24 protein-coding genes are annotated in these 26217 nt (G+C 56.7%); 12 read left to right on the top strand and 12 right to left on the bottom strand.

Annotation, left to right across the window (positions count from 1 at the left end):
• Nucleotides 1–131 precede the first annotated feature (131 nt).
• Nucleotides 132–3389, bottom strand: a complete 3258-nt coding sequence (locus GC131_01465; GenBank protein ID MBI1272742.1) for a vitamin B12-dependent ribonucleotide reductase — start codon at nucleotides 3387–3389, stop codon at nucleotides 132–134.
• Nucleotides 3390–3596: 207 nt separating this feature from the next.
• Here GC131_01465 and GC131_01460 point away from each other — a divergent pair, with 207 nt between their 5' ends.
• From GC131_01460 to GC131_01450, 3 genes are all read left to right on the top strand, one after another.
• Nucleotides 3597–3986: an NADH:ubiquinone oxidoreductase subunit NDUFA12 gene (locus GC131_01460; GenBank protein ID MBI1272741.1), complete on the top strand. Its 390-nt coding sequence runs from the start codon at nucleotides 3597–3599 to the stop codon at nucleotides 3984–3986.
• A gap of 12 nt (nucleotides 3987–3998) precedes the next feature.
• Nucleotides 3999–4532 carry an MCE family protein gene (locus GC131_01455; protein MBI1272740.1) on the top strand — a complete coding sequence of 178 codons (534 nt, stop codon included), beginning with the start codon at nucleotides 3999–4001 and terminating at the stop codon, nucleotides 4530–4532.
• A 72-nt stretch (nucleotides 4533–4604) separates the two neighbouring features.
• Nucleotides 4605–4955, top strand: coding sequence for a DUF2155 domain-containing protein (locus GC131_01450; protein MBI1272739.1), 351 nt, complete (start codon nucleotides 4605–4607; stop codon nucleotides 4953–4955).
• Here the strand turns inward: GC131_01450 and GC131_01445 are convergent.
• The 7 genes from GC131_01445 to GC131_01415 form a co-directional block, all read right to left on the bottom strand.
• Nucleotides 4874–5536 (bottom strand): leucyl/phenylalanyl-tRNA--protein transferase, encoded by a 663-nt coding sequence (locus tag GC131_01445; GenBank protein MBI1272738.1) that lies wholly within the window; start codon nucleotides 5534–5536, stop codon nucleotides 4874–4876. The two genes, GC131_01450 and GC131_01445, sit on opposite strands and share 82 nt — an antisense overlap.
• Nucleotides 5537–5568: 32 nt before the next feature.
• Nucleotides 5569–6909: an acetyl-CoA carboxylase biotin carboxylase subunit gene (gene accC, locus GC131_01440; protein ID MBI1272737.1), complete on the bottom strand. Its 1341-nt coding sequence runs from the start codon at nucleotides 6907–6909 to the stop codon at nucleotides 5569–5571.
• Between the two features lie 8 nt (nucleotides 6910–6917).
• Nucleotides 6918–7361, bottom strand: coding sequence for an acetyl-CoA carboxylase biotin carboxyl carrier protein (accB, locus tag GC131_01435; protein MBI1272736.1), 444 nt, complete (start codon nucleotides 7359–7361; stop codon nucleotides 6918–6920).
• Nucleotides 7362–7370: 9 nt separating this feature from the next.
• Nucleotides 7371–7844 carry a type II 3-dehydroquinate dehydratase gene (gene aroQ, locus GC131_01430; protein MBI1272735.1) on the bottom strand — a complete coding sequence of 158 codons (474 nt, stop codon included), beginning with the start codon at nucleotides 7842–7844 and terminating at the stop codon, nucleotides 7371–7373.
• A 12-nt stretch (nucleotides 7845–7856) separates the two neighbouring features.
• Nucleotides 7857–8612, bottom strand: a complete 756-nt coding sequence (locus tag GC131_01425; GenBank protein MBI1272734.1) for a thioredoxin domain-containing protein — start codon at nucleotides 8610–8612, stop codon at nucleotides 7857–7859.
• A gap of 72 nt (nucleotides 8613–8684) precedes the next feature.
• A complete protein-coding gene (locus GC131_01420) occupies nucleotides 8685–10082 on the bottom strand; it encodes a M48 family metalloprotease (GenBank protein MBI1272733.1) in 1398 nt (465 codons plus the stop codon).
• Between the two features lie 75 nt (nucleotides 10083–10157).
• The gene (locus GC131_01415) at nucleotides 10158–12701 is read right to left on the bottom strand and encodes an Rne/Rng family ribonuclease (GenBank protein MBI1272732.1); all 2544 of its coding nucleotides are present in this window, start codon (nucleotides 12699–12701) and stop codon (nucleotides 10158–10160) included.
• 505 nt (nucleotides 12702–13206) lie between these two features.
• Between GC131_01415 and GC131_01410 the strand changes: the two genes are divergently transcribed.
• Nucleotides 13207–15651 carry a PBP1A family penicillin-binding protein gene (locus GC131_01410; GenBank protein ID MBI1272731.1) on the top strand — a complete coding sequence of 815 codons (2445 nt, stop codon included), beginning with the start codon at nucleotides 13207–13209 and terminating at the stop codon, nucleotides 15649–15651.
• Nucleotides 15652–15712: 61 nt separating this feature from the next.
• Nucleotides 15713–16826, top strand: a protein-coding gene (locus tag GC131_01405) for a peptide chain release factor 2 (protein ID MBI1272730.1) whose coding sequence is annotated in 2 segments (ribosomal slippage) — nucleotides 15713–15781 and nucleotides 15783–16826 — 1113 coding nt in all. Because the reading frame shifts where the segments join, the coding sequence is not laid out codon by codon here.
• A 5-nt stretch (nucleotides 16827–16831) separates the two neighbouring features.
• On the opposite strand, the gene miaA is transcribed toward GC131_01405, so the two are convergent.
• Nucleotides 16832–17791 (bottom strand): tRNA (adenosine(37)-N6)-dimethylallyltransferase MiaA, encoded by a 960-nt coding sequence (miaA, locus tag GC131_01400; protein ID MBI1272729.1) that lies wholly within the window; start codon nucleotides 17789–17791, stop codon nucleotides 16832–16834.
• A 161-nt stretch (nucleotides 17792–17952) separates the two neighbouring features.
• Here miaA and GC131_01395 point away from each other — a divergent pair, with 161 nt between their 5' ends.
• From GC131_01395 to GC131_01365, 7 genes are all read left to right on the top strand, one after another.
• Complete coding sequence (locus GC131_01395) at nucleotides 17953–18165, top strand: hypothetical protein (GenBank protein MBI1272728.1); 213 nt, start codon at nucleotides 17953–17955, stop codon at nucleotides 18163–18165.
• A 25-nt stretch (nucleotides 18166–18190) separates the two neighbouring features.
• A complete protein-coding gene (locus tag GC131_01390; protein MBI1272727.1) occupies nucleotides 18191–18427 on the top strand; it encodes a hypothetical protein in 237 nt (78 codons plus the stop codon).
• Between the two features lie 69 nt (nucleotides 18428–18496).
• Nucleotides 18497–18679, top strand: coding sequence for a twin-arginine translocase TatA/TatE family subunit (gene tatA, locus GC131_01385; GenBank protein ID MBI1272726.1), 183 nt, complete (start codon nucleotides 18497–18499; stop codon nucleotides 18677–18679).
• Between the two features lie 15 nt (nucleotides 18680–18694).
• Nucleotides 18695–18946, top strand: coding sequence for a hypothetical protein (locus tag GC131_01380; protein MBI1272725.1), 252 nt, complete (start codon nucleotides 18695–18697; stop codon nucleotides 18944–18946).
• Complete coding sequence (tatC, locus tag GC131_01375) at nucleotides 18946–19725, top strand: twin-arginine translocase subunit TatC (GenBank protein MBI1272724.1); 780 nt, start codon at nucleotides 18946–18948, stop codon at nucleotides 19723–19725. Before GC131_01380 ends, tatC begins: the two co-directional genes overlap by 1 nt.
• A 52-nt stretch (nucleotides 19726–19777) precedes the next feature.
• Entirely contained in the window at nucleotides 19778–21046 is a 1269-nt protein-coding gene (serS, locus tag GC131_01370) for a serine--tRNA ligase (protein ID MBI1272723.1), read from the top strand.
• Nucleotides 21047–21048: 2 nt separating this feature from the next.
• Complete coding sequence (locus tag GC131_01365) at nucleotides 21049–22095, top strand: peptidoglycan DD-metalloendopeptidase family protein (GenBank protein ID MBI1272722.1); 1047 nt, start codon at nucleotides 21049–21051, stop codon at nucleotides 22093–22095.
• Nucleotides 22096–22380: 285 nt separating this feature from the next.
• On the opposite strand, the gene GC131_01360 is transcribed toward GC131_01365, so the two are convergent.
• From GC131_01360 to rfbA, 3 genes are read right to left on the bottom strand one after another with little or no spacing between them, the layout of a single operon-like run.
• Entirely contained in the window at nucleotides 22381–24288 is a 1908-nt protein-coding gene (locus GC131_01360; GenBank protein MBI1272721.1) for an SDR family NAD(P)-dependent oxidoreductase, read from the bottom strand.
• A gap of 9 nt (nucleotides 24289–24297) precedes the next feature.
• Nucleotides 24298–25338, bottom strand: a complete 1041-nt coding sequence (locus GC131_01355) for a glycosyl transferase (GenBank protein ID MBI1272720.1) — start codon at nucleotides 25336–25338, stop codon at nucleotides 24298–24300.
• Between the two features lie 5 nt (nucleotides 25339–25343).
• Complete coding sequence (gene rfbA / locus GC131_01350; GenBank protein MBI1272719.1) at nucleotides 25344–26216, bottom strand: glucose-1-phosphate thymidylyltransferase RfbA; 873 nt, start codon at nucleotides 26214–26216, stop codon at nucleotides 25344–25346.
• Nucleotide 26217: the final 1 nt, after the last annotated feature.

The raw sequence follows: 26217 nt of genomic DNA, 5'->3' as shown, positions 1-26217 counted from the left end.
CTGGATCTAGCCGGCCCATAGGGCCAGCAAGGAGTAAAGTGGGGCGGAATATAGCGGGCAGGGGCTGTAATGCAAGGAAAATGCCGGTAACACGGCAATGCCACGCTGCAACGCTTTAATATATAAGGATTTTAGTTGATTTTATCGGAAGATGGGGGCACGCCATCGCTGATACGAACCTTCAGCCGCGCGCCATCCGCCGCCGCGCTGCCGCCCGTAGGCAAAAGCCGCAAATTGGCGCGCATATAGCCCGTACTGGCCAGCCGCCTGACCTCCGCCAGAGTTTCGCCGGAAGGCAAATCACCCTCCCTGTGGCCGCGGCCCAAGGCATCGGGCAACAAGTCGTGCGGCTTGACGTTCGCCAGATCCTGTCGGCCGAGATAGGATATAGCCAGTTCCCGGAAGACGTAATCAAGCACCGATGTGGCCATCTTGATGGTTTCGTTGCCTTCGACGACGCCTGCGGGTTCAAAACGCGTGAAGGTGAAGGCTTCCACAAAATCTTCGAGCGGAACGCCATATTGCAACCCAAGCGAAACCGCGATTGCAAAATTATTCATCAAGGAACGGAAAGCGGCGCCTTCCTTGTGCATGTCGATAAATATTTCGCCGATCCCGCCTTCTTCATATTCGCCGGTACGAAGATAAACCTTATGGCCGCCGATGATCGCTTTTTGCGTATAGCCCTTGCGCCTGTCGGGCATACGGGCGCGCATGGCGCGGATTTTTTTCGCGTTTTCCTGGACCGCAGAAATCGGTGTGGCCGCTTCGGGCGCGGGCGGGCGGGCATCGTCGTTAGCGGGCGCAGCGGCCTCCATAGCTTCGCCTGCTTCCATTTCAAGCTCAGCCGGGCGATCAAGCCACGTAGCGTCACGCGTAATTTGCAACAACTTAAGCCCATAGCGCCAGGCATCCTGCAACAGCGCGTGCACGCGTTGCTGGCCCGCTTCTTGCGGCAGAATAATGTGGCAGCAAGCATTGCCGGTTACGAAAGGCTGCACCTGCGCGGCCATGCATAGCATGCCTTCTGCGCTGATGCCGTCATCATGGTCAGCAATGCCTTCGGGCGCGCATGCAAAAACCGGGCGATGTTCGGGTTTCAGTTCCGGCGCATCCGCCAGCGTGCCATGGCCATAGCAATATGCGTTGGCTACCATTATATCGGCTTCTGCAAACCCGAGTGCGCCAAGAAGATCAAAAGCCGGGTCTTCGAGCTGTTCGGCATCAAAGCCAAGCTTTTCGGTGCAATAATCCACCCCGATTTGCCACGGCGTGATGGCGAAGCGTATGTCGTTGCTTTCAAGCAGCGCGTCTTCGACCCTGTCGATCGCATCGTACGTCAAGCCGTGTTCGAGCAAGGTCGCATGGTTGATACAGGGCGCACCGCGCAATGTGAGCACCCCGAGCGTATAATCATGAAGTAATTTTACTTCGGCCGGGTCATAACCAAGTTGCCCGAGGCCGTCAATCACCGCGCCATGAAGCTCGCGCCTGAAGGTTTCCGTGCCGCTTTGCTTGATTTGCACGAGCTGGGATAGGGGTTCGATACCAGCCGTATCGGCGCCAAGAAGGTTCGGGCGCATGCTGGCCGCTGCCACGCTGCTAATATGGGCGTTGCGATAGCCGTATGTATGCCCAAGCTCAAGCGCCTGATCCCATTGCGTGCGCGCGGCAGCAACAAGCGTGCCATCGGGGCAGGCGCCAAGATTAAGGGGAAGGGGCTGGGCGCTGATATTTTCGTATGCCGTGGTTTCGCCGTAAACGGCGCGCCGATTGTTTCGGATAACGCGGAGCATATTGTCGCGGTCATGCGCGAAGGCGGTGAACGCTCCCAGTTTTGCGGCAAGTTCGCTTGATGTCACGAAGGCCTGCGCGGTCATGATTGCAGTGACGGCCGCCGCATAGGCACGACCGGCTTCGCTGTCATAGGCGATCGCCTGGCTCAGCAAAAGCGGGTGCAGGTTCGCGAGCGAAAGGTTAAGCGGGCGATATTCACCCGTGTTGCGCGCGATGTCTTCGCCGGCATACCCGGCGACACCGAGCGCGATATCAAGCGCAATGGTAAGCAAGCGGGTGGTGTGTTCGAAACCCTGAAGATCGAAGCTGCCATCCTGTTTGCGGAACAGTAGTGCGTTCAGGCTCGCATCCATACAGGCCGTATCAGCGTGAAACAAAAAGCCGTTCTGCTGGCTGAAGGAAAGCTGCGCATGCGGCTTTTTGCACGTCAGCCATTCGGCGATATTCGTCAAATACATTGCGCCCGGCTTGCCCGTGCGCCAGATGGAAGATTCAAGCTGGTGCCAGCGATGGGCGATTTCCTGATCGTGCCCATTCAGCCCGCGCATCGTGGCGTGCGGCAATTCAACATAGGGCGCGACATTGTTACCCGAAGTATGCAGCGTTTCACCGAGCCAATCCGTTTCCGGGGCCGTGATATTGCTAAAATCGCCGCCCCTGCGGGCCAGATCGATCATGTTTTCGGGCACGCCGATCGCGCGCGCAATTTTGATGGCGCGCGCAAGGCCGGCGCCGCCATCTTCGGCTTGTGCCGCATGCCTGATATTTTCAAGTTGCGCGCGCAGCATACGCGTACCCGCCGCCATGGCGACGAGCTTGAATTGTTCGTCCTGCTGCCAGTTAATATAAGGCTCTGCTTCGGCATGCATAAGATCGACCGTGATGGGGCGCGGCGCGGGCGGTTCGGGTGTTTCGGCCTCGATACCCAAACGCTGATCGAGTTTGCGCACTGCGTTCATCAGGCCATGTGCGTGGCCGTATGAATTTGATTTATTTAATGTCGCGATATCGGGAAAAGCGAGATCGGTCTTTACGGGCGCGACGCCGTCAGCGGCCGCCACAACCCTGTAGCCATCAAGGCTTGCGCCCTCCATGCCATAGGCCCAGCTCAGGCCGGTTTTTTTCCATTGCGGCAGCGAAGGGCTGATCAGTTGCGATGCCAGCATGTAGCGCACTTCGTCATAAAAGATCCGTGCATCTTCTTCGCCATCAAAATAGCCGGCGGCCCAACCGGCATGAACCCACGCCCCCGCGATGCGATCGAATATTTGTTTTGCGCTGGTTTCATGGCCGTAGCGTTCGTCTTCAGGCAATGCGACGACGGCATCATCATCGGCAATCCTGCTGCGCAGCCATTCCGGCACCTTGGGTTCGCGCGCGATCTTCAGCTTGGCAGGAATGCCGCTTTGACAGAGAACCTGCGTGCACAAAATCTGGATGGATTGAAAATCCCAGTCAGCCGGGACCTCGATACCCTTCAATGTTTTTTCGGTATCGCCGGATTCATCCAGATAATCGAAATCAAGGCGGCGAAAATCCAGCGCCGAATAGACGTCTTCATGCTCGGCTGTATAGAAACGTTGCAGGCGCATTGGCGATTTTCGCTATTCTTGGCCGCAGGACCGGGGCCAAACCACAAGATCATGTAACCAGCTGAAAGACTGACACAAAATGTTGGATGCATGAAGGAAAAACTTATCCCCAAGCATACGGATCTCTTGCTAGACTCAAAACTTGACTATCTGCGCTAATTGCCAGATTTTTCCTGTCTATTCCGCCGTTATAGGCCGATTCTTGCCATGACCAAACGCATATCCTTCATCCGATCCATATCCCAGATGGGAACATGGTTCTTTACGTTGCTGCACGGCAAAAAAGTCGGCATCGATGATTTTGGCAACCGCTATTTCAAGGAACGCAGGGCGGTAAAAGGCCGGCGCGAGCGGCGGTGGGTGCTTTACACCAACGAACCGGAAGCAAGCACAGTGCCGCCCGAATGGCATGGCTGGCTGCATTACACCTTGCCCGCACCAATGCAGGAAAGCAGCGAATATCACCGTACCTGGCAGAAACCGCATATGCCGAACCTGACGGGGACGCAATCGGCCTACTATCCACCGGGCCATAGCATGAAAGGTGGCAAACGTGCTAAGGCAACCGGGGATTATCAGGCCTGGAAGCCGGAGTAATGGAGCAATAAAATGGGACGCAACGTCATTGAAACAATCCTGGGCGCCGTGGTGCTTGCCGTAGCGGCTTATTTCATGTTCTTCGCATACAGCAGCGCGGATCTGAACAAGGCATCCGGCTATATTGTGACCGCGAACTTTCCGAGCGTTGACGGCCTCAAGATAGGCAGTGACGTGAAGGTCAACGGCTATAAGGTCGGGTCCGTGGTTGGGCAAAGCCTGATTACCGATATGGGTAAGGACCAGTTCCTCGTGCAGGTCAAGCTCACGGTCGATCCGACCGTCAAGCTGCCGATGGATTCCATCGCCATGATCGCCAGCGAAAGTCTTTTGGGCGGCAAGTACATGTCGCTCGAGGTCGGGGTCGATGAAGAAACCGTGAGCACGGATGGCAAGGGCCAGCTATTCCGTACGCAAGCGCCCATGCGGCTTGATGACCTGATTGGCCAGATGATTTACGGCAGCAAGGAAGAAAAGAAAGACAAGCAGGGTGATGCCGGGCAAATCATCCCGAGCAACCAGAACCTGGCCTCCAGCCACCCCTGATCTGTGGAACGGCTTTTCCTGATAATTTTGGCGATCGCTGTTTTCTGGCAGCAGCCTGCGCATGCCCGCGCCATGGGCGAATACACAACCGCCGTGCTGCGCATGCTGGACAAAGTAACCGCGCGTGTGGAAGTGCGGGAAGTTAAGTTGAACGATCCGGTTCTATTCGGCACGCTGCAGGTAACGGTGCGAGCATGCCGCCAGACCCCGCCGGAAGAAATGCCGGAATCGGCCGCCTATATCGAGATCAGCGAATTCAAACCGGGCGAGATCGGAAAGGCGTGGTTTCAAGGCTGGATGTTCGCTTCGAACCCCGCGCTTTCTGCGCTTGAGCACCCGGTCTATGATATTTGGCTGACTTCCTGCAAAAACGATAAAGCTATGCCATCGAGCGAGGAAGAGTCGCCTTCGACCGAGAACTGAGCGGGTTGTTTAAGCGCCCCGGAAAGTCTTTCATGGTAATCGGCACGGCTGATATCGTGCACGCCGAAGCGCGCGAGATGCCGCGTCATGAACTGACAATCCAGCAAGGTAAACCCGTTATGCCGCATCAGCGCGGCCAGATAGACGAACGCGATCTTGCTGGTATCGCGTTCACGGCTGAACATGCTTTCACCGAAAAACGCGCCACCGAGATGCACACCATATAGGCCGCCGACCAGCTCAAGTCCCGACCAAACCTCAAGGCTATGGGCATGACCCATTTCATGCAAAGCGCCATATAGCTCGCGTACCTGCCGGTTGATCCACGTCTTTTTGCGCGCAGGGGTCGCTTCGGCGCAGGCTGCAATCACCTCGGCAAAGGCCGTGTCTATGCGGACCTGATAGGGATGATTTTTTACCGTGCGGCGCAGTCTTTGCGGCACATGCACGGCATCGAGCGGAAGAATGGCACGGATGGGTGGATCGAACCAGAACAGTTCCTTCGCGCTCGCATCTTCGGCCATAGGGAAGATGCCGGCGGCGTAGGCCCGCAGCAAAATATCCGGTGTGATGTCCTGCATTGACCGCGTGGCACCCTGCAGAATGAAGCGGGCTAATTCTTGCCCAGAAACTTTTCCAGCCAGTGGATATCGTATTCACCGTTAATGAAATCCTGCTGGCTTATGATACGCTGGTGTAACGGCAGCGTGGTGTCGATGCCGCCAACGACAAACTCTTCAAGGCAGCGGCGCAACCGTAAAAGACATTCATTACGGGACGTTCCGTGCACGATCAGCTTCGCGATCATGCTGTCATAATGCGGCGGTATGCGGTACCCGTCATACAATGCGCTATCGACCCGTACACCAAGGCCGCCCGGCTGGTGAAAGCCGTTTATTTTGCCGGGGGATGGCGTAAAGGTTTCGGGATTTTCGGCGTTGATACGGCATTCGATCGCATGCCCGTCGAAGGTGATTTCCTTTTGCTTGAAGCTGACGGGCAGCCCGGCCGCGACGCGGATCTGTTCACGGACAAGATCGATGCCCGTGATCATTTCCGTGATCGTATGCTCTATTTGCAGGCGGGTGTTCATTTCGATGAAATAGAATTCGTTGTTTTCATAGAGAAATTCAACGGTCCCGGCGCTGCAGTAACCAAGCTTGGTTAGCGCCTTGGCTGCCAGCGTACCAATATGTTGCCGTTGATCGGCGTTCAGGGCGGGTGAGGGCGCTTCTTCGATCACCTTCTGGTGACGGCGCTGGATCGAACAATCCCGTTCTCCAAAATGCAAAACCGTGCCGTGCGTATCGCCCAAAAGCTGAATTTCTATATGCCGCGGGTTTTGCAAGCACTTTTCCATATAGACTTCATCGTTACCGAATGCCGCCTTGGCCTCACCGCGCGCAAGTTGATAGGCTTCTTTCAGATCCTCGGCGCTCGCAGCAATCTTCATGCCCTTACCGCCGCCGCCTGCAGCCGCCTTGATCAAAACCGGAAAGCCGATTTTCTTGGCCGCTTTCATGGCATCATCGACCGTCTTTAAACCACCATCTGAGCCTGGGACACATGGCAGCCCAAGGTCCTGTGCAGTTTTCTTGGCCGTGACCTTGTCGCCCATGATCCGGATATGTTCCGGGGATGGTCCAATCCATGTAAAGCCATGCTGCTCCACCATTTCGGCAAATTGCGCATTTTCCGACATAAAGCCGATGCCGGGATGGATAGCATCCGCACCCGTGATGGCGGCCGCCGTCAGGATGGCGGGGATATTCAAATAGCTTTCACGCGCAGGAGCGGGGCCGATGCATACGCTTTCATCAGCCAGCCGCACATGCATGGCATCGGCATCGGCAACCGAATGAACGGCAACCGTGCGAATACCCATTTCGCGGCAAGCGCGATGGATGCGCAGGGCAATTTCGCCCCTGTTGGCAATGAGGATTTTTTCGAACAAAGCCGTTCCTATTCGATGGTCAGCAGCGTTTCGCCGAATTCCACAGGCTTGGCGTCAGCCGCCATGATCCGCGCCACGGTCCCGCCGGTGGGCGCCTTGATGGGGTTCATGACCTTCATCGCTTCGATAATAAGAAGCGTATCGCCCTGCTTGACCTTGTCACCAACCTTTACAAAGGTCGGCGCGCTGGGTTCGGGTGAAAGATAGACCGTACCCACCATGGGGGAGGTCACGGGGGTTCCCTTAAGCTGTTCGGCTGTTTCCTGCGCGGCGGGCTGCGGTACGACCGGGGCTGAGGCTGCCGGCATATGGTGAAGCGCGGCCTGCGCTGCAGCACGTGTGAGGCGGATGCGCTTTTCCCCTTCCGCAAACTCGATTTCGTTCAAACCTGTTTCCTCAAGCAATGTAGCAAGCTTGCGGACCATGTCTGCATCAACATCAAACTTCGGCATCACTTTACCCTATTTTTTTCTGGATTTGAGGCGGGGCGCCAATGCATCGAGCGCAAATATATACCCTTGGCCGCCAAACCCGCAAATCACCCCGGCGGCGACCCCGGAAATCAGCGAATGGTGGCGGAATTTTTCGCGCTGATAGATGTTGCTGAGATGGACCTCGACAACCGGCAAATCCGTCAGGCGAATAGCGTCCATGAGTGCAACCGAAGTATGGGTGAAGCCGCCGGCGTTTATGATAACGGCACGGCAATCCTTGCGTGCGTCATGGAGCGCTTCGATCAGCGCGCCTTCATGATTGCTTTGCTTATGGATAACCTCGATCCCCAACGCCGCGCCATGCTTGACGCAAGCCGCCATCATGTCCGCATAGGTTATGCGGCCATAGATGGCGGGTTCACCCTTGCCGACAAGATTGAGGTTCGGTCCGTTCAGGACCAGAACCCGCGGCTTCCTGCTTGGGCGCTTTTTTACAGGCATGGCCGGAGCCGGTTAGCCCTTCTTGGCGCGGGCGTCAGCAACCGCCTTCTTGAGCTGGTCGAGGTTCAGGGCGCCTGGGAACTGTTCATCGCCGATGATAAACATAGGCGTGCCGCGCACGCCAAGGCTCTGACCAAGGTCAAGCTCGGTCTGAACCTGCGCCTTCACCTTGTCACTTTCCATGTCCGCTTTCAGCTTGGTCGTATCAAGACCTGCGCTTTTGGCGATTTTCATAATGTTGGCTTCATCGAGCCTTTCCTTGTTTTCCATCAGCGCGTTGTGAAAGACTTCAAACTTGCCCTGATGCACGGAAGCCAGGGCGGCATGGGCCGCAACCACGGAAGCCTCTCCGAGGATCGGAAGGTTCTTGTAAATAAAGCGGACATTCTTGTCAGCCTTAAGCAGATCGTCAATGGCTGTGTGTGCCATCTTGCAGTAGCCGCACTGGTAATCAAAAAATTCGACGACCGTTACATCGCCCTTCGGGTTGCCGCCCACGGGGGAGTTCGGGTCATCAAAGATTTTGCCAGTGTGCTCTTGCATTGCGGCGGCAGATTTCTGCGCTTCTTCCTTTTCATGACGGGCCTGCACTTCTTGCAGCGCCTGCATGACGATTTCAGGTTTTTTGTTGACCAGAAGTTCTTCAACGAGCGCTTCGATTGCGGCCTTTTCCTTGGCGCTGAGCGTCGTATCGTCCGCCGCTTGCGCGTGGCCTATGCCGAGGGTAATCGCAAAAACCGCGGCTGCTAGATATCTGAGAAACAACATGTTTGACCTCTTCTGGTTGGCCGACTTTGGCTGGTAAGGGTGACAACAACAAGTTTTAACAAACAAGTCAATTTATTCGTCTTCCTTGGTGCTTAGGCGGATGTCCTGCGCGCGAATCCAATAGGTTGAATCTTTTGGCAAAAGCGCAATTGCCCGCTCGGCCAATTGGTTAGCTTCTTTATCGGCACCGCGCGCCACGGCTTCCTCGGCAAGGGCATAGACCACCATGCCGTCATATTCTTTATTTTCCGTTATTTGACCCTTGCGGCCCCATGCCGTGGCCATCAGGCGCCAGGCAAGCGGTTCACGCGGCTCCAGCCGCAACGATTCCTGCAGCTGATCGATGGCCTTGTCTGTCACGGGCAACGACTTATCTTTGCTTTCCAGCAAGGCCTGCGCGTAAGCGGTGCGGAGCAGGGCTGAATCACCCAGCAGCTCGACCGCCTTGGCGTAAGAGCCGACCGCTTCTTCAACGCGGCTGTTTTCATATAACATCTGCCCGCGTAATTCGTAAAAGAACGGGTTGTCCGGCTCTTCTTTGATAAGCCCATCGACAAGCGGCAGCGCCCGGTCAAGTTGGCTGGTGCGATAAAGTGCTATTGCGCGCGCATAGCGCGTCGTGATCTTTTTATCCTTATCGGTGTAGCGAAGCAACGCAACATCGGGCTGGATATAGCCCATAAGTTTTGCCTTCATGCGTTCGTGCATATCGTTGAACTCTTCGGGAAACTTTTTATCCTTGAATGGCGATTCTTCGACATGATGCCTTACGATTTCAACGCGATCATGGGTAAGGGGGTGCGTGCGAACAAACTCGCTTTTGCGGTCATAGGGAAGCAATTCCTGATCCGCAAGCTTATCTAGGAATTCCAGCATCCCGCTTGCAGAAAACCCGGCGCGATCAAGGTAATTGAGCCCGGCGGAATCCGCGGAAGCTTCCTGCGTGCGGCTAAAACTAAGAAAATTGCGTTCCGCCAGGCCGGCTGAACCGCCGATGGTAGCGGCAGCGGCGCCCGTATCGCGCGCCAAGGCACCTGCGGCTATGCCTATGATCGTTCCAAGCACAGCCTGCGCCGAAGCATTCTTCATCGCCTCGGCCCCGCGCACCAGATGACCGCCAGCAATATGCCCGAGTTCGTGCGCTATCACGCCAATCACCTGTCCGGCATTATCCGTGCTTTGAAGCAAGCCCGTATAAATAAAAATGTTCATGCCTCCGGCCACGAAGGCGTTCAGCTCGTTATCCTGAATCAAAACAATGCTGACCGAGGAGGGGTCGATAGCGGCCGCGTGAAACAGCGGCGTTGCATAGGTGCGTAGCGTATGCTCGATCTCCGCATCGCGGATAAAGTTGGGGGATTGACGCGACGCTGCCGCAGGCAGCGAAACTGCGGAAGAAAGGCACAGAACTGTAAAACCGTATGCCAAACTGCGCAGGAGCGAAAATCTGTTACGGACGCGTTTGTTCATGCCAAGAATCGCGGTTGCATCAAGCCATACATATTATAACGACAATGCGGCAAAATTGCGCAGCCGCTTTTGCCGCTATTGCCCGGTAAGCTTCCGCCACCATCCGCCCTTGGGCTTGTCGGAAGACTGATCGACGACCTCATACGGCATGGATGAACGCGGGCCGGCATTGACGGCGAAATCCTGCCGGCTGTCCGCATGCACCGCATGGGTCTGGCTACGCGGGGTGGTGTCAAGCGTATCGTTGCTTGCCTGTTCAAGGTTGCGGTTACCCTGATTATCATCCCGTACATTGCCGCCTTGTCCCTGGGCGTTGTGTCCGCCCTCGCGGTCACGGTTGCGCCTGCGCCCGCCGCGACGTCCGCGCCTGCGGCGACGCTGACCTTCGCCCTTTGCACCATCGGCTTGCTGTTCGCCGTCCTTATTCGGGTTGGGTGCGGCATTGCTGTCAACATTGCCGTTCACTTCCTGTGGCGAGGCTTCTTCACGGTTGCCATCAGGGCGATCGCCGCGATCTTCGCGGTCGCGCTTGTTCTGGTTGCGTCCGCCACGCCGGCGGCCACGACCACGGCCTTGCCGGTCACGGTCCTGCCTGCCTTCATAGCTACCGCCCGCGAAAGCTTCTTCGCCTTCGCTGGTTGTGTTCTCGGGTTGCGTAAACGCACCATCCGTATCCGCCAGCACTTCGTCATTATCGACGGCTGGGATGGCGATGCGCGGTCCGCCGCGCGATTTTGTGCGCTCGATCCGGCCATTCATCGCTTCAGGCGATTCATCGCTATGGAACTGGACATGCAGATCATATGTGCGTTCGATCATCGTCAGCGAATGACGTTTCTTGTTCAGCACATAGAAGGCCACGCGATCGGGGGCATGGACGACTACGCTGCCTCCGCCCTGCTTAAGGCCTTCTTCTTCTATGGCCCGCAAAATGGAAAGCGCCGCTGAATCGACCGAACGAATATGCCCGAGGCCGCCGCAATGCGGGCATTTATCGAAGCTGGTCTCCAAAAGGCTCGGACGCAGACGCTGGCGTGAAAGCTCCATCAGGCCGAAATGCGATATGCGGCCAAGCTGGAGGCGTGCGCGATCGTTCCGCATCGCATCCTTCATGCGGCGTTCGACCGCCGCATTATGCCTGCCATCTTCCATGTCGATGAAATCGATGACCACAAGCCCGGCAAGATCGCGCAAGCGAAGCTGGCGTGCGATTTCATCCGACGCTTCCAGGTTGGTTTTCAGCGCGGTTTCTTCGATATGCCGCTCGCGGGTGGCACGGCCCGAGTTAACGTCGATGGATACCAGCGCTTCCGTCGGGTTGATCACAAGGTAACCGCCCGAACGCAGGTTCACGACGGGGCTGTGCAGCGTATCGATCTGCTTTTCGATGTTGTAGCGGAAGAAGAGGGGAATTTGATCCTCGTACTGCTTCACCTTTTCAACAGCATCGGGTACCAGCGTTTTCATGAAGCTTGAAGCCAGCTCATAACCTTCGCTGCCCGCTACCAGAATTTCCTGAACATCGTGACTGTACAGATCGCGCAGCGCGCGTTTAAGCAGGTTGGCTTCTTCATAGATAAGCGCGGGCGCATTCGATTGAAGCGTTTCTTCACGAATATTGTTCCAAAGCCTTACAAGGTAATCGAGATCGCGCTGAATTTCGGCAACCGATTGCTGCATACCCGCAGTACGCAGGATCACGGCCATGCCATCGGGGATTTCCAGCTGATCCATGATTTCTTTCATGCGACGCCGGTCCTGATGGTTCGTGATCTTGCGCGAAACGCCGCCGCCATGGGCGGTGTTCGGCATCAGCACGCAATAACGGCCGGCAAGCGAAAGAAAGCTGGTCAGCGCGGCACCCTTGTTGCCACGTTCTTCCTTGACCACCTGAATAAGCATGACCTGGCGGCGCTTGATGACTTCCTGAATTTTATAGCGCTGGCGGTGCTGGCGGCGCGGACGCTCCCGCACCGGCTCCGCGTTTTCGCCCCCGACAACATCGACGCTTTGGTCGGATGCAACCTCGTCGGTTGCAGCCGGGGTAAAGCCTGTGATCAGGGATGAATTTTCCGGCGGCGTATAACCGGGGATAAGATCTTCCAGCGTGCCGGATCCGGGCTCGGTTGACCAAGCGGGGGCCGTCTGCTGTTCAGCTTGTACGACAACGGATTCGACTGGTTTTGGCGCGTCTTCGACCACCTCGATCGCCGGGCCTTCGTCTTGCTCCGGCTCATCGTCATCGCCGTCGCTGTCTTCCGGTTCCTCGAGATGGGCTTCGACCTGTTCGGCCAAAATGGCATCGTCTTCTTCGCCCTCGGCCTCGTCATCCATATCCTCATCAAGCGGCTCGTCGTTCGGACGGTCGCCAACGGGGATGCGGTAGTAATCGGGGTGGATTTCGGAAAAGGCGAGAAAGCCGTGGCGGTTGCCGCCATATTCCACAAACGCCGCCTGTAGCGAGGGCTCTACCCGTATAACCTTCGCAAGGTAGATATTGCCCTTCAGCATTTTACGGTTGGTCAACTCGAAATCGAGGTCTTCCAGCCGGTTATTGTTTACAATTGCAACGCGGGTTTCTTCCGGATGCGTTGCGTCAACAAGCATACGCTTTGCCATAACATCAATTCTCCCGCCGACACGTCGCTCTGAAGCAATCGCTTCTGGCGCCGTAACCGGCAAATTCGTTCATTGCTGCTGATCAACCACAGACCAGCCGGCGCTTCGCCTATGCTGCCAGCGCGACGGTTGGCGGCAACGGCGCTTGAGCTGTCTGGCTGGGGGCGGGCTGCCTGGGCCCGGGCTGCCTTGCCAGACAATGTTCAATGCTGCCGGATTATTGCTGCTGCGGGAGAAACTCGTGCGAAGGTCTAAAACAATCCAGATGGATCAGCGTCTTAGGCGGCCTTCTGAAACTTGCAATGCCACACAGCGAAGCATTTGTACCAGCGGCACACATGTCGCATCGAGATCATATACTGAAAATCACGACATTAACAATCAAAGTTTTAGGCCGGAAAACCAGCCTGTTTTATAAGTCTTTCCAACGGGCTAGGAAAATAGCCCGGTTTCCTGTTAACAGTAGCTTAAGAATCCCTGCCCTGGCATCCTGAGTGTTCCCCGCATGCGCTGGTTAGCTAATCTTTTCTCAATCGCCACCTTCGGGCTCATCGCTGTCGTGGTGGCCGCGTTCCTTTTGTATAACGCCTTCAGCAGCAATCTGCCGGACTATTCCATGCTGAAGGATTACAAGCCGCCAATCCTGTCCCGCATCTATGCAGGCGACGGAAAACTGATGGCCACCATTGCGGCCGAGCAACGCATCTTCGTGCCGATCGACGTGATACCCAAGCGGGTTATTGATGCGTTTCTGTCCGCCGAAGACAAGGATTTTTATATTCATCAAGGCATAGATTTCAGCGGCATCATGCGCGCGATCTTTACGAACGTGCAAAACATGGCCACGGACCGCAGGCCTGTCGGCGCATCCACCATCACGCAGCAGGTGGCCAAGAATTTTCTTTTGACGAACGAGGTTTCAATCACCCGCAAGGTACGCGAAGCCATTCTCGCGACCCGTATCGAGGAAGCGCTGCCAAAGGACCGCATCCTTGAACTGTACATGAACGAAATATTCCTCGGGCGCCGCTCTTACGGCATTGCCGCCGCCGCGCTTAACTATTTCAACAAATCGCTCGATGAGTTGACGGTGGCCGAAGCCGCCTATCTCGCGGCCTTGCCGAAAGCGCCGAACAACTATCATCCGGTCCGCAACCATGATGCCGCGCTTGCGCGTCGCAACTGGGTCATTCAGCGCATGCATGAGGACGGCTATCTAAGCGCCGAAGAAATGACGATGGCGCAGGATCAGCCGCTTGAAACCCATGAACGTGACGACGCCGAATATATTACCGCCGATTATTATTCCGAAGAAGTCCGGCGCGAGCTGGTGGAGCGTTTCGGCGAGGAACGCGTACTGGAAGACGGGCTTGCGGTTCGCACCAGCCTTGACCCCGCCATGCAAAAAATCGCGACGCGCGTGCTGCGCGAAGGTTTGATCAGTTTTGACCGGCGGCAGCGCGGCTGGCGCGGACCTGTGGCAAGCATGCCGTCAACGGATAATTGGCAGGAACTTTTGCCAAAAGTCACGCACCCGCCGGGCAGCGGAGATTGGCCGCTCGCGGTCGTGCTTGAAGTTAAATCCGATCATGTTGCCATCGGCCTCATCGACGGCGAAACGGCGAGAATACCGTGGGAGGAAATGTCCTGGGCGCGCAAGGAATTGCCTAACAACAGCTTCGGGCCCGCCATCAGCAAGCCCGCTGATGTACTGAAAACGGGCGATGTCGTGCTGGTCGAAGAAATCGGGAAGGAACAATATACGCTACGGCAAATACCGCAGGTGGAGGGCGCGCTGATCGCGATGGACCCGCATACGGGCCGCGTTTACGCGATGCAGGGCGGCTTTAGTACGGACATGAGCCAGTTCAACCGGGCCGTGCAAGCCTACCGCCAGCCCGGCTCGGCCTTCAAGCCGTTCGTGTACCTTGCCGCGCTCGATCACGGTTTTACGCCTTCCAGCCTCGTGCTCGATGCCCTGTTCGTCTATAATCAGGGTCCGGGCTTGCCGCTCTGGCGGCCGGAAAACTATTCATCCGAATTTTACGGCCCCACCCCGCTTCGCGTCGGGCTTGAAAAATCCCGCAACGTCATGACGGTCCGGCTCGCAAACAGCATCGGCATGCCTATCATTGTCGAATACGCAAAACGCTTCGGCATCGTGGACGATATGCCCACGCTTTTGTCGTTCGCGCTCGGGGCCAAGGAAACGACGGTCGAGCGGCTAACGACCGCCTATGCCATGCTGGTCAACGGCGGCAAGAAAATCACGCCGTCCCTGATCGACCGCGTGCAGGACAGGGACGGCAAGACGATATGGCGGCGCGATGGCCTGGCGTGCGAAGATTGCCAATCACCCGGCTGGGCGCCACAGATGGCGCCGCCCGAACTGCCGGATATGCGCGAGCAAATTGCGGACCCTCGTACGGCCTATCAGGTTGTTTCCATGCTTGAAGGTGTGGCGCAACGGGGAACAGCGGCAAAGCTCCGCTCGCTCGGCAAACCCATCGCCGGCAAAACCGGGACGACGAACGACAGCAAGGATGCGTGGTTTGTCGGCTTCACGCCCGATCTTGCCGTCGGGGTCTATGTTGGCTTTGACGATCCCAAACCGCTTGGTTCACGCGAAACCGGGTCCAGCGTCGCTTTGCCAATTTTTCAGGGTTTTATGGAAGACACCTTGAAGGATACGCCGGGCACACCATTCCGCGTCCCGCCGGGCATCAAGCTCGTGCGCGTTGATCCGCACACCGGCGCGCTCGCTTCCTTCGGCACTGAAGGCGCAATCTGGGAAGCCTTTATTCCCGGCAGCGAGCCTGTTGCCGGTGGGGCCGTCAGCATTCTGGATGGCAGCTATGACGGAACGCCGGGCAGCGCAACAGCCCCGGCAGCCGCCAACGTAGCGGGTCCAGCCGCGCCGCCGACAACCGGTACCGGCGGGCTGTATTGACGGCTGGACATTTAAAGCCAACACCATTATTCCTGCCTTAACAACGAAATAGGGACACGCCATGCGCGCAGAAATCCAGGCAGCCGTCGATGCGATCAATAAGTCGCTCGGCCTGCTGAGGAGGCATCTTTGACTTCGATAAAGCCGTCATCCGCCTTGACGAGCTGAATGCGCTCGCCGAAGACCCCAATCTGTGGGACAGCCCGAGGAACGCGCAAGCGATCATGCGCGAACGCACACATCTTGATGATGCCGTAAACGGCTATCGCAGGCTTGAGCGCGAGCTGAAAGACAATATCGACATGATCGGCCTCGCCGGCGCCGAAAACGACAAGGCGCTCGTACAGGAAGCCGAAAAGAACATTTTTGCGCTGCGCGACCGGGCCGCGCAGGCCGAGCTTGAAAGCCTGCTTTCCGGCGAAGCCGACAAGAACGATTGCTATCTTGAAGTCAATGCCGGAGCCGGCGGCACCGAAGCGCAGGATTGGGCGCAAATGCTTTTGCGCATGTATGTGCGATGGGCCGAACAGCACGGCTATAAGGTCGATTGGCTGGAAGAATCCCGCGGCGAAGAAGCCGGGATCAAATCATCCTCCATCCAGATCAAAGGGCAAAATGCCTATGGCTGGCTCAAGACCGAAAGCGGCGTGCACCGGCTTGTGCGCATCAGCCCATACGATTCCAACGCGCGCCGCCATACCAGCTTCGCGAGCATACATGTCAGCCCGGTTATCGATGACACCATCAATATCGAGATCCTCGATAAGGACCTGAAGGTCGATACCTACCGTTCATCAGGCGCGGGCGGGCAGCACGTCAATACAACCGACAGCGCCATTCGCATCACCCATTTACCTACCGGTATTGTCGTCACCTGTCAGGCGCAGCGCTCCCAGCACAAGAACCGCGACAAGGCGATGGAGATGCTGCGTGCCCGCATGTACGAAATGGAGCTGAAAAAGCAGGAAGAGGCGGCTTCGGCGATCGAAGCCGAAAAATCGGATATCGGCTGGGGCCATCAGATACGCTCATACGTTCTACAGCCCTACCAGATGGTGAAGGATGTCCGCACCGGAACGGAAACCAGTCAGAGCCAGGCTGTGCTCGATGGCGATATCGATATTTTCCTGCAGGCTTCGCTGGCTTCCCGCATCAAGGGTATGCATAGCGATTAAATATATCAGCCGATTGAAGCTATTTGCTCAACTAACTTATTAATAAAACTACGCTCAAATGGCTTATCGCACACCAGCACATCACGGCTAAATGGCCGCTTGGGGCCAAGCCACTGGTTCCTGAACCATGTCAGCTGGCGCTTGGCATAGTTACGGGTCATCTGCTGGGCCTTTTGCGTCGCCTCCTTCAGGCCAAGCCTTCCTTCAAGATGAGCCGCCAGCTCGCGCAGGCCTAGCGTTTTCATCGCCGGCAAATCGGCCGCAAGCCCGCGCGCCAGAAATGCCTTGGCTTCTTCTAAAGCACCGGCTTCCAGCATAACCTTGAAACGGTTGTCGCATTGCTCATAGAGCAGATCGCGCGGCGGCATGAACAGGGCAGGAATCCAGTCAATACCTGTGGCACCGTTTTTCGTGGTTTCTGCTTGCCAATCACCAAGCGGCTTGCCCGTATGAATGACGACTTCGTAGGCGCGAATAAGCCTTTGCCGGTCCGACGGATGGAGCCGCTCGGCGCTCGCAGGATCATACGAGTGCAATTTTTCCCGGAACGTTTCACCGCCGTTCGCCTCATAAAGTTTTTGCGCCATTTCATGCGCGGAAGCGGGGATGTCCGGAATATCAGCCAGCCCGCTTGTAAGCACACGGAAATAAAGCCCGGTGCCGCCGACGATAACCGGTGTTTTACCTTCTGCCTGTATGCGCTTTATTTCCGCCTGGGCCGCCGTCAGCCATTTTCCGGTTGAAAAACGTTGAGCGGGATCGATGAAGCCGTACAAGCTGTGCGGCACTTCCCGCATCTCCGTTTCGCCGGGCTGGGCGGTCAGCACCGGCAGGCCGCTATAGAGCTGCATGGAATCCGCGTTAACGATAACGCCGTTTGTCTTCCGGGCCAGCGCCACGGCCAGCATGGATTTCCCGGAAGCCGTTGGCCCGGCGACAAGATATATCTTCGTTGCTGACGTCATGTTCGCATTGCCTGCATTTACCATACTTTATGGCATCATTATTGATGCGCTGCAGCATGCTTTTTCCTTGCTTCTTGAGCGGGCGGAAATATAGGCTCCTTTGCCACGGCGCAAAAACCATAATCAAATGCCGGGCAAACAAACATATCCAGGGACGTAAAATGACAATAGAAAATGGCACGCACACAGTTACCGGCGTGATCAAATGGGGCCACGCAGGCCCGCGAATGACGCACGCCACCGTTGAGATCACCGGCAATAAAAGAGCGCAAATTGATCTCAGCTATACAGAGATGCGTGCGTTGCTGGCCGCGAAGGGCGAAACGGTCATTACCGTTACAGCCGGCGTAGCAAAAATTGCCCCGCATCCATAGACAATCGTTCAGGGAGAATATTGTAATGTCAGCGCCAAAATTTGACACGGGTCATTTCAGGTTCGTGAACTTTGCAGGTAACGAATTGACCTTACGCGCCACCAGCGCGTCAGGAACCGATCCGAACCCAACGACCATGCTTGTGCCCGCCGGATTACAGGCGGCGGTAATGGGCATCACCAAGTTTCAGCCGATGACCGTTCAATATGACACCAATGCGGCAGGCAGGCTGGTGTACATAGAACACGCCTCTCCGCGGTAACGCAGGCGATTTGCCAACCCACTGAAACTATATTAACTTTCCGGCACAAGGTTTCTTGGGGGAAAGTTCATGGGCATTAGCATCTGGCAACTCCTTATCGTTCTGGCGATCGTGCTGATCATTTTCGGCGCGGGCAAGCTGCCGCGCGTCATGGGTGACCTCGGCAAGGGCATACGCAGCTTCAAATCCGGGCTCGATGCCAAGGATGACGAAGCCGCCAAGAACCTGCCGCCTTCCGACAAAGATAAATAGGCCGGCTGGCCCGCCATGTTCAACATAGGTTGGCCTGAGCTGTTCATCGTCGCGGCCGTAGCGCTTGTCGCAATAGGCCCGCAGCAGTTGCCCGAAGCCATGCACAAGCTTGGCCGCATGGCCGGGCGTTTCAAGGCAATGCGCAATACGTGGCGCAGTGCGCTTGACCGGCTGGCCTATGAGGCGGACCTTGGCCTCGAAGACAAACCCGGCCGCAAACCCAAGCCAGATCAGGACAGTGCGCCCAAACCGCCGGATGGCGCTTGATGCACGGGGATAATGTCGATAGCACGCGGCAACCATTGCTCGCGCACCTGATAGAGCTGCGCAACCGGCTTGTCTGGGCCTTGCTTGCTGTACTCGTTGCCTTTCTGGCCAGCTATTACTTCGCCGAGGATATCTATGCCTTTCTGGTAGAACCCCTGGCGCAGCAAACGGGCGATACGCATCGGCTGATATATACCGGCCTTGCCGAAGCCTTCATGGCATACGTTAAACTCGCGCTCTGGGTCGCGGTCATGGTCGCCTTTCCCTTTATCGCCATGCAGATATGGCTGTTCGTCGCGCCCGGGCTTTATGCGCATGAACGCAAGGCGTTTATGCCTTTTATGTTCGCGACACCGGTTTTGTTCATTGCAGGCGTGGCGATGGCTTATTTTTTCGTTATTCCCGTTGCCTGGCATTTCTTTCTGTCCTTCGAAACGCCGGGCATAAATGGCGGATTACCGATACAGCTTGAAGCAAGGGTTGATGAATATCTTTCGCTGGCCATGACCTTCATGCTGGCTTTCGGACTTTCCTTCCAGCTGCCCGTGCTGCTGGTCTTGCTGGTCCGCGCGGGCGTGCTGACAGTGGCTTCACTTGTCCGGGCACGGCGCTATGCGATTGTGGGGGCGTTTTGTGTGGGCGCCGTGCTAACGCCCCCGGATATACTGAGCCAGTTCATGCTGGCGGTGCCTTTGCTTCTGCTCTATGAAATTGCCATCATCGCTTCCCGGCTGGTTGAAAAGTCACGCAGTGAAAGCGAACCCGGCGCGCCAACCTAGACCGCCTGCCCAAGCTTCGATATAAGCAAATAACACCATCCGGGGCCGATTCATGTTCGATTTGAAGTTTATCCGCGAAAATCCCGCTGTCTTTGACAAGGCGCTGAAGCGTCGTGGCATGCCGCCCGCGTCTGGCGATATCCTCGCGCTCGACACCGATCGCCGCAAGCTGCAAACCGAATTGCAGGAACTGCAATCCAGGCGCAACGAAATATCGAAGCAAGTTGGCGAGGCCAAGCGCAAGGGCGAGGGGGCCGAAGCGCTGATGGCAGAGGTTACCGCCATTAAGGAAAAAGCCTCTGCCTTGGAAGAACAGGAAAAGCAGGCGGGTGCGAAGCTGGAAGAGCTGTGCGCAACCCTGCCCAACATGCCTTTTGACGATGTGCCGGACGGCAAGGATGAGAAGGATAATAAAGAGATCCGGCGCTTTGGCGAACCGCCCAATGCGAAGGGCAGCAAGCAGCATTATGAAATCGGCGAAGCGCTAAAGCTGATGGACTTCGATACGGCTGCGACCCTATCCGGATCGCGGTTCACGATGCTGAAGGGTGTGCTGGCGTTGCTCGAGCGCGCACTCGGCAACTTTATGCTCGATATTCACACGCAGGAATTCGGTTACACCGAAATTTCGCCGCCGCTGATGGTGCGCGACGAAATCATGTTCGGAACAGCGCAGCTGCCGAAATTCGCTGACGACCAGTTTAAAACCACAACCGGGCTTTGGCTTATTCCAACGGCCGAAGTGCCGCTCACCAACATTGCCTACGATAAAATTTTCGATGCCGCCGATATGCCGGTACGTGTCACGGCCCGGACGCCCTGCTTCAGGGCCGAGGCGGGTGCCGCGGGCAAGGATACGCGCGGCATGCTGCGCCAGCATCAATTCTATAAGGTTGAGATGGTGAGCATCACGACGCCGGACCAATCGGAAGAAGAACATGAACGCATGACCGAATGCGCCGAAACGATCCTGAAGCGGCTCGAACTTCCGTTCCGTACCATGGTGCTTTGCAGCGGCGATATGGGCTTTGCTTCACGCAAAACCTACGATATCGAGGTTTGGCTGCCGGGGCAGGATGCGTACCGCGAAATCTCAAGCTGTTCGAATTGCGGGGATTTCCAGGCGCGGCGCATGAAGGCGCGCTATCGTGCCAAGGGCGAAAAATCGACACAATTCCTGCATACGCTTAATGGCTCCGGCGTCGCCATCGGGCGCTGCCTTATTGCCATTATGGAAAATTACCAGCAAGCTGACGGCAGCATAGAGATTCCCAAGGCGTTGCAGCCCTACATGAATGGCCTCCAGAAAATCACGGGATAAACATGACCAGACGGAACACCCATTCCCCCGCCACACTGTTGCTTGCAACGGCTGCCGTTATCGCGCTCGGCGCCTGCAGCCGCGGTACGCCGGTGCATTATTACGATACCTCGCTCATCATCCCGGGCCAGAGCGTAACGGTCGATAAAGGCGATACGGTCTATAGCATCGCGCGCGAATATAACGTGCCGATGCGCGAGGTGATCGCGCTTAACACGCTGCAGCCACCCTATCGGCTTACGGCGGGCCAGCAGCTGACCATGCCCGCAGGAAGCCGTTCGGCCAACGATGGCCAGACAATTGGCGCCGCTCCGGTGGATGTGGTTTCCGTTCAGCAACTGCAGCAACAACCGGGCGGGTATGAGGGCTACTACGCGCCGCAACCGCAACAACCTGCCGCGCCGAATTATGTTTATGGCTCACCGCAGGCCGGGCAATATCTCCAGGATCCGGCCTATGGCCAAGGCTATAACCCTTCGGTCCCGCCGCCGGCCAACACCGGCTATTACGCGAACAGCTACGCGAATGGCACGCCTTCACCCGAAGCTTCCAAGCTTGGCATTTCAGCGCAAGAAATATCGCCGCCCAGCTATTCCCAATATCAGGCCGATCAGCAGCAGGTGGCCAGCATTGCGCCCCCTTCCCAGGCCGTGGCGCTGCCCAGCGGCGCGCCCAGCTTTACATGGCCCGTCAGCGGCCCTGTGCTTTCAGGTTACGGCCCGAAGGGGCAGGGGCTTAACAATGACGGCATCAATATAGCTGCGCCGCGCAGTGCGCCCGTGACGGCTGCCGCCAATGGAACAGTTGTCTATGCCGGCAATGAAATGAAGGGGTTCGGGAACCTTGTTCTTATTCGACATGAAGGTGGCTGGATCACCGCCTATGCCCATCTGGAGCGCATGCTGGTTGAGCGCGATGCCGTGGTGGCGCAGGGCGATATGATCGGCACCGTGGGCACCAGCGGCGGTGTCAGCTCGCCCCAGCTGCATTTCGAGATCAGGCAGGGCGGCAAACCCATCGACCCGGAACCGTACCTGCGTGGGCGCTAGTGTGGAACGAACGGTATTGGCACGCCCGCAAGTGCAGCCGTTGCTCCAAAGATAAGTATAACGAAACCGAGCGCAGGCACCCATATTTTCATGCTTACGCGGCCATTGGTTGCGTTCGCTGAAACGATCCTGGAGCCCTTTCCAAATATAGTCGTTGGATCAAGCGGCCCTTCACCAAATTTGGCGTTTGTGGTGCGACCGGCACGAAAAAATTGTTGCGCGATATATGACATCGAAAATTATAAGCCCGGATAAATCTAGAAATTAAATGTTTGACGAGTGCTTCTACGCCGCCGTGCTCTTTTTGTCATGGTTAAATTCGGGTACCAGACGGCTTATCATGCCGCGCAACGAGGCTTCCTCTCCGCCCGCCTGCGCAGCGCGGACAAGTTCGGTAACCGCGGCATTCACGGCCCCGATATCCTGCGCCTGCGGAGCAAGCAGGTTAACGCCATCGGCGGCGGAGGGACGAAGCTGTTCTTGCTGCGAATAAAGCTCCTCATGCATCTTTTCGCCGGGACGCAGGCCGGTATAGACAATCTTGATATCCATTTCGGGCCGCAAGCCGGCAAGGCGGATCATTTGCCGCGCAAGATCCACGATTTTCACCGGCTTGCCCATATCCAGCACCAGAATATTACCGCGCTCGCCGCCCGGCAGCATGGCCATTGCCGATGCCTGCAGCACAAGTTCAACCGCTTCACGCACGGTCATAAAATAGCGTGTCATGTCAGGGTGGGTGACCGTAAGCGGGCCGCCCTTGCCAAGCTGTTCCTTGAAACGCGGAACAACGGAACCCGTTGAACCAAGCACATTGCCGAAACGCACCGCGAGATAGCGCGTTGGGCTGTTAGCCAATTCCAGCGTTTGCGCATAAATTTCGGCGGCACGCTTGGTTGCCCCCATCACGCTGGTGGGGTTGACCGCTTTGTCGGTCGATATCAGGACCATCGCCGAAACGCCGGCCTCGGCGGCGCAATCTGCCACCACGCGCGTGCCGTGCACGTTGGTCAGCACGGTTTCCCGTACATTTTCCTCTGCGATCGGCACGTGCTTGAGCGCGGCCGCGTGGAACACGATTTCCGGCTTTTCCTGCTGGAAAACCTGCTTGATGCGAACCTGGTCGCGTATATCGGCAAGCAGCGGCGTGAATTTAAGGTCGGGGAACCTTTCCCGCATCTCCATCGTAATGGTGTAGAGGTTGAATTCCCCTAACTCCACGAGCGTAAGGTGGCTTGGCCCAAGTGCGGCAATTTGCCGGGCAAGTTCGGAACCTATGGTTCCGCCCGCACCGGTCACCAGCGCGCGCTTGCCTTTCACCAGGGCTTCGATCGCCTCCCGGTTCAGAACCGTTTCCGGGCGGCCGAGCAGGTCTTCGATCGCAATAGGCTGATCCTTCACCTGTCCGCCGTTTTCAAGAATGTTTTCATGCAGATTGGTCATGGCGGGCAGCCGCGAAATGCTAAGCCCAAGCGCGCTGGCTTGTTCCAGAAGATTTTCGGCGAATACGGCATCAAGGCTGGCGCGCGGCCGCGTCATGATCAGCCGCGTCGGTGCACGCCCTCTGGCGCGAAGACGGTTCATAATATCCGGCAAGTCGCGCGCCGTCCCCATAATGCTGACGGAATGCAGCTCGCGCCCAACGCGTTTTTCGTTTTCCGCGATCACACCGACAACTTCATATGCGGCATAGGGGTTCGAAGCCAGCGCGCGCATGAACAAATCCGCCTCGTCGCCCGCGCCAAGCAAGAGCACGGGCGTGCGCCCGCCTCCTGCATTGTTCCAGAGCGATATAAGCCTGCCTTCGCGCAGCATGCGGTAAAAAAGCCGGGAACCGCACAGAAAGGCCAGCAAAACAAACCATGTGATAACGGGCGTCGAGCGCGGAATGGATTCAAGGCGGGTGAGCAGAAAGGATGCGGCCATATACAACGCTGTGGCAATAGTGGCGGCGCGCAGGATGGCCCCCAGATCGCGCACCGAAGCATAGGCCCATATGCCACGGTACAAGCCGCTGGCCAGAAATACCACGCCGCAAGTCGCGACGAAAAGCGCGAGGTTTGCGATCAACATTTCGCGCGGCAGGTCGAGCGCAAGATCGCCAAGGCGCAGGTAAAGCGCAACACAAAAGGCTACGCAGGATGCTGCCAGATCGTGGCTGAAGGCAAATAAAGTTTTGGTCCAACGTGGCATGGGCCCGGTTTACGCCTTGTTTTGGTGTGTTGCCGGCTGCTTTGCGGCGCTATGCATTTTCCACAACAATGTAGCCACAACAGCAGCGGCCAGCAAGGCAGCCCACGGACCATGCAAAACCACAAGAACCGCAGATAAAACCAGCAGAATATTCGCCGTCATGATCCATTTCACGACCGTGTCATGGCCAACGGCCAGCGCGGCCTTTTGATAAAAGTGCTGGCGGTGCGGAAGCCAGATTTTTTCGCCGCGCAGCAAGCGGCGCACAAGCGTGATGCCGCCATCGGCAAGGTAATAGAGCGGCAGGATCGCCGCCACATACCAGTGCGATGTATGCAATAAAACAAGGAGAAAATAGCCGGTGATATAGCCACACGACACACTGCCCACATCACCCATGAATATTTTTGCCGGATGCCAGTTAAGACAAAGAAATCCGAAGCAAGAACCAATCAGCGCCAGACACACAACGGCAAGCAATCCGTGATCGTTAAACGCCATGCCGCCAAGCAACAGCAAGGTCCCGAGCGCTATGGTGATTGTCTCAACGCCCGTTATGCCGTCAATTCCATCCATAAAATTGTATATGTTCATGTAACCGGCCCAGATGATGACGATCAGCGTGCGTTCCAGCGCCAGATGAAGCATGCCGCCGGTTATGCTTTGATCCGGCGGTATCACATAAACAACAGCCGCGGTCGCTGTAATGTGAGCGGCAAGGCGCAGCGCGGGCGGCAATGTTTTAATATCATCAAGCAGCGAAACAACGGCAACAAGCGACGTGCCGGCCAGCAAGCAAATGGCCACGGTATCGTAGCCGGATTTGAAAACCATCCATATAAGGGCAGCGACCATCACGGTGACAATCGCGATCCCCGCGCCGCGCGGCACGGGGGCGGTATGCATGCTGCGTTCTCCCGGCTTATCGACCGCACCATGCTTGCGCAGCACTTCGATCAATTTCCATGAAATCAGAAATGACACAAAAAACCCGAGCACAAGAAACAGGCCCGCATCCCACGCAGGGACGATGCTAAAAAGCCCGGCCATGTTCGCTAGCGCTCTGACTCAGCCAAACGGCGCAGATAATCGCCGTAGCCGGTTTTGCCCATTTCATCGGCAATCTTCAGGATTTCCTTCGTGCCGATATAGTCAAGATTAAAGGCGATTTCCTCAGGGCAACCGATTTTAAGGCCTTGCCGCTGTTCCACGATGCGTACAAATTCCGCCGCATTATCAAGCGATTCATGCGTGCCGGTATCGAGCCATGCATAACCGCGGCCAAGCTGGATGACATCAAGCTGCTTCTTCGCAAGGTAGTGTTTGTTCACGTCCGTAATTTCGATTTCACCGCGCGGCGAAGGTTTAAGATTTTCGGCAACATTAATAACATTGTTGTCATAGAAATACATGCCGGTGACTGCCCAGTTCGAAGGCGGGTTTTTCGGCTTTTCTATGATGTCGATCGGTTCGCGCTGCTTGTTGTAGGCAACCACGCCGTAACGTTCAGGGTCCGAAACGCGGTACCCGAAAACGGTCGCGCCGGTTGGGCGCGATGCCGCCCTTTTTACTAGCTCGCCAAGACCCTGACCGTAATACAGATTATCGCCGAGGATCATGGCGACGTTGCTGCCGCCGATAAATTTTTTACCGATAATAAAGGCATCGGCCAGCCCGCGCGGTTGTTCTTGCACTGCATAGCTGAAGTTTACGCCCCACTGGTTCCCGTCACCCAGCAAACCTTGGAACAATGGCACATCGCGCGGCGTGCTGATAATCATGATATCGCGAATACCCGCGAGCATCATGGTTGAAACCGGGTAGTAGATCATGGGCTTGTCATAAACCGGCATCAGCTGTTTGCTGATTGCCTTCGTGGCGGGATAGAGGCGCGTGCCGCTGCCGCCCGCAAGAATGATGCCCTTCATA

The sequence above is a fragment of the Alphaproteobacteria bacterium genome (genome assembly GCA_016124955.1).
In the GTDB taxonomy this organism is placed as follows: Bacteria; Pseudomonadota; Alphaproteobacteria; order UBA9219; family RFNS01; genus RI-461.
Note: the sequence above shows the minus strand (reverse complement) of the source record. Positions and strands in the feature narration are given on the sequence as shown.

Excerpts from the sequence above, each read along its gene's own strand:
- GC131_01465 (MBI1272742.1), bottom strand. The coding sequence starts at position 3,389 with ATGCGCCTGCAACGTTTCTATACAGCCGAGCATGAAGACGTCTATTCG.
- GC131_01460 (MBI1272741.1), top strand. The coding sequence starts at position 3,597 with ATGACCAAACGCATATCCTTCATCCGATCCATATCCCAGATGGGAACA.
- GC131_01455 (MBI1272740.1), top strand. The coding sequence starts at position 3,999 with ATGGGACGCAACGTCATTGAAACAATCCTGGGCGCCGTGGTGCTTGCC.
- GC131_01450 (MBI1272739.1), top strand. The coding sequence starts at position 4,605 with ATGGGCGAATACACAACCGCCGTGCTGCGCATGCTGGACAAAGTAACC.
- GC131_01445 (MBI1272738.1), bottom strand. The coding sequence starts at position 5,536 with ATGCAGGACATCACACCGGATATTTTGCTGCGGGCCTACGCCGCCGGC.
- accB (MBI1272736.1), bottom strand. The coding sequence starts at position 7,361 with ATGCCGAAGTTTGATGTTGATGCAGACATGGTCCGCAAGCTTGCTACA.
- aroQ (MBI1272735.1), bottom strand. The coding sequence starts at position 7,844 with ATGCCTGTAAAAAAGCGCCCAAGCAGGAAGCCGCGGGTTCTGGTCCTG.
- GC131_01425 (MBI1272734.1), bottom strand. The coding sequence starts at position 8,612 with ATGTTGTTTCTCAGATATCTAGCAGCCGCGGTTTTTGCGATTACCCTC.
- GC131_01420 (MBI1272733.1), bottom strand. The coding sequence starts at position 10,082 with ATGAACAAACGCGTCCGTAACAGATTTTCGCTCCTGCGCAGTTTGGCA.
- GC131_01415 (MBI1272732.1), bottom strand. The coding sequence starts at position 12,701 with ATGGCAAAGCGTATGCTTGTTGACGCAACGCATCCGGAAGAAACCCGC.
- GC131_01410 (MBI1272731.1), top strand. The coding sequence starts at position 13,207 with ATGCGCTGGTTAGCTAATCTTTTCTCAATCGCCACCTTCGGGCTCATC.
- miaA (MBI1272729.1), bottom strand. The coding sequence starts at position 17,791 with ATGACGTCAGCAACGAAGATATATCTTGTCGCCGGGCCAACGGCTTCC.
- GC131_01395 (MBI1272728.1), top strand. The coding sequence starts at position 17,953 with ATGACAATAGAAAATGGCACGCACACAGTTACCGGCGTGATCAAATGG.
- GC131_01390 (MBI1272727.1), top strand. The coding sequence starts at position 18,191 with ATGTCAGCGCCAAAATTTGACACGGGTCATTTCAGGTTCGTGAACTTT.
- tatA (MBI1272726.1), top strand. The coding sequence starts at position 18,497 with ATGGGCATTAGCATCTGGCAACTCCTTATCGTTCTGGCGATCGTGCTG.
- GC131_01380 (MBI1272725.1), top strand. The coding sequence starts at position 18,695 with ATGTTCAACATAGGTTGGCCTGAGCTGTTCATCGTCGCGGCCGTAGCG.
- tatC (MBI1272724.1), top strand. The coding sequence starts at position 18,946 with ATGCACGGGGATAATGTCGATAGCACGCGGCAACCATTGCTCGCGCAC.
- serS (MBI1272723.1), top strand. The coding sequence starts at position 19,778 with ATGTTCGATTTGAAGTTTATCCGCGAAAATCCCGCTGTCTTTGACAAG.
- GC131_01365 (MBI1272722.1), top strand. The coding sequence starts at position 21,049 with ATGACCAGACGGAACACCCATTCCCCCGCCACACTGTTGCTTGCAACG.
- GC131_01360 (MBI1272721.1), bottom strand. The coding sequence starts at position 24,288 with ATGCCACGTTGGACCAAAACTTTATTTGCCTTCAGCCACGATCTGGCA.
- GC131_01355 (MBI1272720.1), bottom strand. The coding sequence starts at position 25,338 with ATGGCCGGGCTTTTTAGCATCGTCCCTGCGTGGGATGCGGGCCTGTTT.
- rfbA (MBI1272719.1), bottom strand. The coding sequence starts at position 26,216 with ATGAAGGGCATCATTCTTGCGGGCGGCAGCGGCACGCGCCTCTATCCC.